Source organism: Promicromonospora sp. NPDC023987, assembly GCF_040639055.1.
In the GTDB taxonomy this organism is placed as follows: Bacteria; Actinomycetota; Actinomycetes; order Actinomycetales; family Cellulomonadaceae; genus Promicromonospora.
The window spans coordinates 1-1,635 of record NZ_JBEZZF010000159.1 but is presented as its reverse complement, the minus strand read 5'-3'; the positions used below and the strand labels follow the sequence as shown (position 1 = coordinate 1,635).

Below are 1,635 nucleotides of genomic sequence, written 5' to 3'. Positions count from 1 at the left end.
CCTGACTCGTGCCAGGTTAGTCACCCCGTAGTGCGGTGAGGATCTCGGCCGCAGCGGGTGGGATCTCGGGTTGGGCCGTGATGCGGTGGCCGGCGATCTCGATGACGGCGGTGCGTAGGGGCTGCAGGGTCTGGACGAGCTTGCGGATCGAGACGTCGGTGACCTGCTGGAGATGGCGGGCGATGGCCAGGGCAGTGAACACGATGGTCAGGTGGGCCTCGATCGACTCGCGGACGTGGTGGAAGATCGGGCGGGCGGCCAGGTCGTGCTTGGACATCCGGAAGGAGCGTTCGACCTGGTAGAGGTCGTGGTAGGCGTCGATCACGGCCTGCCCGTCCATGACCTCGACGGCGAGGTTGGTGACATAGCCCTTCAGCCCGGCCAGGTCGCGGGCACGCTGCACCAGGTCCCAGTCCACGCCCCGGCTGGTGTCGTCGATCTTGACGAACCGGTCCTTCTTGAGCGGCTTGGTGCCGTCGGCGACCTTCTCGGCGCGGGTGATCTGAGCGTTGATCGTGCGCTGGTCACGTTGCTGGCGGGCGAACAGGTACTGGTAGACCACCCGCCGCTGCCGCGCGTGCTTGCCGGCACCCATCACCCGGTGGCTCTCGAGGACCTGCCTGTCCCTCAAGTGCGTGCCGTGCTGTTCGAAGTGGTCGGCCAGGTCGTAGGGTGCCTTGGAGATCCGCGAGCCGACGATGAAGGAGAACCCAGCCTCCTCCAGCGCGTTCAGGTTCGCCGCTGACAACATCCCAGCGTCGGCGACCACCACCAGGTTCCGGCCGGTGACCTCGAACCTGCCCGCGAACGCTTCGAGCACCGGCAAGAGCGTCTTGGTCTCAGCCTTGTTCCCCTCGAAGCAGTGGATCGCGAGCGGGAACCCCGTAGTCGTCACGAGCAGACCGACCAGGATCTGCGGGTCGACGCGCCGTTCCTTGCTCATCCCGACCTTGCGCAGGTCGTCCTCGTGCTCGGCCTCGAACCACAACGTCGTGCAGTCGTACATGATCATCGCCAAACCGGCCCTGCCCGCAGTGACGTGCTCCAGGCACGCGGCCTGCACGACCGCCCGGTAGTCGTGGTCCTGGCACCGCTTCAAGCTCCGGAAGATCGTCCGCACGCTCGGAGCGGTAACCCCGACCTCGGCCAGAACCCGGACCGTGTCGGCCTTCGACGTCGGCTCGATGATCCGCGCGAGCACGAGCCGCATGAACGTGTCGTCGTCCACGCCGCCGAACCCCAGGCGCGTATACGCGCCGGCCAGCACATCCCACAGGACCTGCGACGCCCCGCCGACGACCCGCGCCCCGCCGTCCGGCCACGTGCCCGGGTCCAGGTCCAGTGCGCCCTGACCCGGCCGAAGCCGCTGCTCGGCGATCTCCAGCAGCACCGCCAGCTGCGCCTCGTCGTGCGCCGACCCGATGTGCTCGATCCCCACGACCTGCCGACCCTGCTTATGCATGACCTGCACCGCCGTCGCACCCGACGCCGTGGGGACCTTCCGGATGAACGACGCCACCGAAGGACGCTACGACGACCAAGCCCGTTAGTCACCCCGAACAGCCCAACCCGCGACCATCACCCCAGACCACAGCTCCGCCGATAACGAAACGCCGAGATGTGGCACGAGTCAGG

General features: G+C 67.6%; 1 protein-coding gene. It reads right to left on the bottom strand.

The genetic code is table 11. The annotated features are described in order from the left end of the window. Positions 1-16: 16 nt before the first annotated feature. Positions 17-1,519 (bottom strand): IS1634 family transposase, encoded by a 1,503-nt coding sequence (locus AB0F40_RS27505; protein ID WP_357475517.1) that lies wholly within the window; start codon positions 1,517-1,519, stop codon positions 17-19. Positions 1,520-1,635: the final 116 nt, after the last annotated feature.